General features: G+C 70.9%; 3 protein-coding genes and 1 pseudogene. 1 reads left to right on the top strand and 3 read right to left on the bottom strand.

Features of this window, described 5'->3' with window-relative positions; translation table 11 throughout:
• Positions 1–114: 114 nt before the first annotated feature.
• From AOK24_RS11975 to AOK24_RS11965, 3 genes are read right to left on the bottom strand one after another with little or no spacing between them, the layout of a single operon-like run.
• Positions 115–948 carry a sugar phosphate isomerase/epimerase family protein gene (locus AOK24_RS11975; protein ID WP_055720043.1) on the bottom strand — a complete coding sequence of 278 codons (834 nt, stop codon included), beginning with the start codon at positions 946–948 and terminating at the stop codon, positions 115–117.
• Positions 945–2099 carry a dihydrodipicolinate synthase family protein gene (locus tag AOK24_RS11970; protein ID WP_055720042.1) on the bottom strand — a complete coding sequence of 385 codons (1155 nt, stop codon included), beginning with the start codon at positions 2097–2099 and terminating at the stop codon, positions 945–947. The genes AOK24_RS11975 and AOK24_RS11970 overlap by 4 nt, the downstream gene beginning before the upstream one ends.
• Complete coding sequence (locus AOK24_RS11965) at positions 2096–3247, bottom strand: Gfo/Idh/MocA family protein (RefSeq protein ID WP_055720044.1); 1152 nt, start codon at positions 3245–3247, stop codon at positions 2096–2098. Before AOK24_RS11965 ends, AOK24_RS11970 begins: the two co-directional genes overlap by 4 nt.
• 245 nt (positions 3248–3492) lie before the next feature.
• On the opposite strand from AOK24_RS11965, the pseudogene AOK24_RS11960 reads away from it, so the two are divergent.
• Positions 3493–4431 (top strand): annotated as a pseudogene (locus tag AOK24_RS11960) (LacI family DNA-binding transcriptional regulator); the annotation flags it as partial.
• Positions 4432–4447: the final 16 nt, after the last annotated feature.

Raw genomic sequence — 4447 nt, 5'->3', positions numbered from 1 at the left:
CCGCCTCCTGGAACACCTTCGTCGACTCCGTCAAGGAATCCACGCGCTGATCTCACGCCGAGGCCCCGCCCAGGAAGCGTTCCCGGGCGGGGCCTGTCGTGTGGCCCGGCGCGTTCAGCGGATCGCGTGTTCCACGAACCGTGTCGCTGTCTCCGCGAGGAGTTCGCGGCCGTCGCGGGCCCAGAGGTGGTCGTTGAAGAGTTCGACCTCGATGGGGCCCGTGTAACCGGCGTCCTCGACGTAGCGCTTCCACTCGCGCATGTCGATCGCGCCGTCGCCGATCTGGCCACGGCCGTTGAGGACACCTTCGGGCAACGGGGTTGTCCAGTCGGCGAGTTGGAAGGTGTGGATGCGGCCGGAGGCCCCCGCGCGGGCGATCTGCGCGGGGGCGTTGTCGTCCCACCAGATGTGGTACGTGTCGACGGCGACGCCGACTTGGTGGGCGGGGAAGCGTTCCGCGATGTCGAGGGCCTGGGCCAGCGTCGAGACGACGCAACGATCCGAGGCGTACATCGGGTGGAGCGGCTCGATGGCGAGGCGGACGCCGTGCTGCTCGGCGTACGGGCCCAACTCCCCCAGCGCGTCGGCGATGCGTTCGCGGGCGCCGTGGAGGTCCTTGGAGCCGGCGGGGAGGCCGCCGGAGACCAGGACCAGGGTGTCGGTGCCGAGGGTGGCCGCCTCGTCGATCGCGCGGCGGTTGTCGGCGAGGGCCGCTGTGCGCTCGGCGGGGTCGATGGCCGTGAAGAAGCCGCCCCGGCAGAGGGTGGTGACGGTCAGGCCCGCGTCGCGGATGAGCTTGGCGGTGGCGTCAAGTCCGTACGTCTGGACGGGTTCCCGCCACAGGCCGACCTTGTCGATGCCCAACTCGGCGCAGGCGTCGGCGAGTTCGGGGAGCGACAGTTGCTTGACCGTCATCTGGTTGATGGAGAAGCGCGCGAGGTCGGTCACTGGGCCACCCCGTACACCGCGAGCAGGCTCTTCATGCGCTCCTCGGCGAGCTTCGGGTCCGGGAACAGGCCAAGGCCGTCGGCGAGTTGGTAGGCGCGGGCGAAGTGCGGGAGGGAGCGCGCGGACTGGAGGCCGCCGACCATCGTGAAGTGGGACTGGTGGCCCGCGAGCCAGGCGAGGAACACAACTCCCGTCTTGTAGAAGCGAGTCGGCGTCTGGAAGAGGTGCCGGGACAACTCGACGGTGGGGTCGAGCAGTTCACGGAAACCGGCCGTGTTGCCCGTGTCCAGGACGCGTACGGCCTCGGCGGCGAGCGGGCCCAGCGGGTCGAAGATGCCCAACAGGGCGTGGCTGAAGCCCTTTTCGTCGCCCGCGATCAGCTCGGGGTAGTTGAAGTCGTCGCCGGTGTAGCAGCGGACGCCCTGCGGGAGGCGGCGGCGCAGGTCGACCTCGCGCTGCGCGTCGAGCAGGGAGACCTTGATGCCGTCGACCTTGTCGGGGTGGGCGGCGATGACTTCGAGGAACGTGTCGGTGGCCGCGTCGAGGTCGGAGGAGCCCCAGTAGCCCTCCAACGCCGGGTCGAACATGGGGCCCAGCCAGTGCAGGACGACCGGTTCGGCGGCCTGGCGCAGGAGGTGGCCGTAGATCTCCAGGTAGTCCTCGGGGCCGGTGGCCGCCGCCGCGAGGGCGCGGGACGCCATCAGGATGGCCTGCGCGCCGGACTCCTCGACGACCGCCAGCTGCTCCTCGTACGCCGCTCGGATCGCCGCGAGGGACCCGCCGGTGGTGAGCTGGTCGGTGCCGACGCCGCACGCGATGCGTCCGCCAACGGCCTTGGCCTCGGCGGCACTTCGGCGGATCAGCTCCGCCGCGCCCGCCCAGTCGAGGCCCATGCCGCGCTGCGCGGTGTCCATCGCCTCGGCGACCCCGAGGCCGTGGGACCACAGGTGGCGGCGGAAGGCGAGGGTGGCGTCCCAGTCGACGGCGGCCGGGGAGTCCGGCGAGACGTCGGCGTACGGGTCCGCGACGACGTGGGCCGCCGAGAAGACCGTACGGGAGGTGAAGGGGACGCCGGGGGTGGCGGCGAGGGGTTCGGCGCGTGGCTCGTACGCGTGCAACCCGCCGTCCGGGGAGGGGAGTTGGATGGTCACAGCGAGATCTCCGGGACGTCGAGGCGGCGGCCCTCGGTGGACGACTTCAGCCCCAGCTCGGCGAGTTGGACGCCGCGGGCGCCCGCGAGGAGGTCCCAGTGGTAGGGGGCGTCAGCGTAGACGTGCTTGAGGAACAGCTCCCACTGGGCCTTGAAGCCGTTGTCGAACTCGCCGTTGTCGGGGATCTCCTGCCACTGGTCGCGGAAGACCTCGGTGGCGGGGATGTCCGGGTTCCAGACCGGCTTCGGGGTCGAACTGCGGTGCTGGGCGCGGCAGTTGCGCAGTCCTGCGACGGCGGAGCCCTCGGTGCCGTCGACCTGGAACTCGACGAGTTCGTCGCGGTTGACGCGCACGGCCCAGGACGAGTTGATCTGCGCGATGGCGCCGCCGTCGAGCTCGAAGATGCCGTACGCGGCGTCGTCCGCCGTCGCGTCGTACGGCTTGTCGTTCTCGTCCCAGCGCTGCGGGATGTGGGTCGTGGCGAGGGCCTGGACGGACTTCACGCGGCCGAACAGCTCGTGCAGGACGTACTCCCAGTGCGGGAACATGTCGACGACGATGCCGCCGCCGTCCTCCGCGCGGTAGTTCCACGACGGGCGCTGGGCCGGCTGCCAGTCGCCCTCGAAGACCCAGTAGCCGAACTCGCCGCGGATGGAGAGGATGCGGCCGAAGAAGCCGCCGTCGATGAGGCGCTTCAGCTTGAGCAGGCCGGGGAGGAAGATCTTGTCCTGGACGACGCCGTGCTTGATGCCCTTGGCGTTCGCGAGGCGGGCCAGCTCCAGGGCGCCGTCGAGGCCGGTCGCGGTCGGCTTCTCGGTGTAGATGTGCTTACCCGCAGCAATCGCTTTCTTGATCGCGTCCTCGCGGGCGGAGGTGACCTGGGCGTCGAAGTAGATGTCGACGGTCGGGTCGGCGAGGACCGCGTCGACGTCCGTGGAGATGTGCTCCAGGCCGTGCTCGTCCGCCATCGCGCGCAGGACGTGCTCGCGGCGGCCGACGAGGATCGGCTCGGGCCACAGCACCGTGCCGTCGCCGAGGTCGAGGCCGCCCTGTTCGCGGATCGCGAGGATGGATCGGACGAGGTGCTGGCGGTAGCCCATCCGTCCGGTGACGCCGTTCATGGCGATACGCACCGTTTTGCGTGTCACGTCGGTCCCTTCGGAGAAGTCGTACGCGGGGAGTGTGCGCCGCACGCACGCCTCCACCTGATCAGCGTCACAGCAAGCGCTTTCTATTACCCCTGCAAGCTAGCCTCTGACCAGTGGTCCGGACAAGACCGTGTCCAGTTCGAGATGCTCGGGTCGTTCGAGGGGGCGAACGGTACGGCCGTTCGGCCGTAGGGTCTGACCGGTACGACGATGTACGACGACGCGTGATACCGGAGGACGACGAGATGACGGTGACCCTGGCGGACGTGGCGGCCCGCGCACAGGTCTCCCCCGCGACGGTGTCGCGCGTACTGAACGGGAACTATCCCGTCGCGGCCTCGACCCGGGAGCGGGTCCTGCGCGCCGTCGACGAGCTGGACTACGTCCTCAACGGCCCCGCGAGCTCGCTCGCCGCCGCCACCTCCGACCTCGTCGGCATCCTGGTCAACGACATCGCCGACCCCTTCTTCGGGATCATGGCCGGTGCCGTGCAGTCCGAGATCGGCGGGACCGGCGGGCGGGCCGGGGGCGAGCGGCTCGCGGTCGTCTGCAACACCGGGGGCGATCCCGAACGCGAGCTGACCTACCTGACGTTGCTCCAGCGGCAGCGCGCCGCCGCCGTCATCCTGACCGGCGGCGCGATGGAGAACGAGCCCCACGCGGCGGCCGTCGCCGCGAAGTTGCGCCGGCTGGAGGAGGCGGGGACGCGCATCGTGCTGTGCGGGCGGCCTCCGGCGCCGGACACCGGGGCGATCGCGCTCACCTTCGACAACCGGGGCGGGGGGCGGGAGTTGACCGAGCACCTCCTCGGACTCGGGCACCGGCGCCTCGGCTACATCGCCGGGCCCGAGGAGCGGACGACCACCCGGCACCGGCTCGAAGGGCACCGGGCGGCTCTGGAGGCCGCCGGGGTCGAGGAGTTGGCCGGGTGGACCGTCCACGGTCCCTACGACCGGCGGGCCGGGTACGAGGCGACGCTCGAACTCCTGCGGCGCGACCCGTCGTTGACCGCTGTCGTCGCCGCGAACGACTCCGTCGCGCTGGGGGCGTGTGCGGCGCTGCGGGACTCCGGGCTGCGGATTCCCGATGACGTTTCTGTCGCCGGTTTCGACGATTTGCCGTTCAGCATCGACGCGGTGCCCGCGCTGACGACGGTTCGGCTGCCGCTCGCGGAGGCGGGGGCACCGCGTCGATGCTGAA

Source organism: Streptomyces niveiscabiei, assembly GCF_001419795.1.
Taxonomy (GTDB): Bacteria; Actinomycetota; Actinomycetes; order Streptomycetales; family Streptomycetaceae; genus Streptomyces; species Streptomyces niveiscabiei.
This window is presented reverse-complemented; position numbering and strand designations above follow the sequence as displayed.